Origin of the sequence: Desulfallas sp. Bu1-1 (assembly GCF_015594625.1) — a bacterium.
Taxonomy (GTDB): domain Bacteria; phylum Bacillota; class Desulfotomaculia; order Desulfotomaculales; family Desulfallaceae; genus JADNRQ01.
Genome location: NZ_JADNRQ010000084.1, coordinates 1 through 345 on the forward strand (window position 1 = coordinate 1; position 345 = coordinate 345).

The window sequence follows — 345 nt, forward strand, 5'->3', positions numbered from 1 at the left end:
CCGCCGGTTTGTAAATCCCAAAGTGGCCCTCGCAAAGGATGTCCGCATTTAAATTGATCAGCTTGCGCATGGAGTCCCGCCATTGTTCCATGTTCGAACCCCAGGAGGAGTCAAATGGCCCGTGGATGTCCTGGCCAAACAAAATTCTGGTCCCCTTCACATCCAGGTAGGGGCTGATTCCCCCCGGTGTGTGACCGGGGGTATGCAGGCAATGTAATACCGCGTTTCCCACGGCAACATTCTGCGTCTCCCCGTTTAATAATCTATCCACCGGCACGGGACGGTAATTGACCCGGTAGTACCATGCCGCTGTCAGTTCCGGCTTCCCCCCGGAGACTGCGTTGC

1 protein-coding gene is annotated in these 345 nt (G+C 56.2%); it reads right to left on the reverse strand.

Annotated elements, in window-relative coordinates:
• On the reverse strand, window positions 1–345 hold a 345-nt coding region (locus IT084_RS17750), incomplete at both ends, for an MBL fold metallo-hydrolase (protein WP_195714192.1).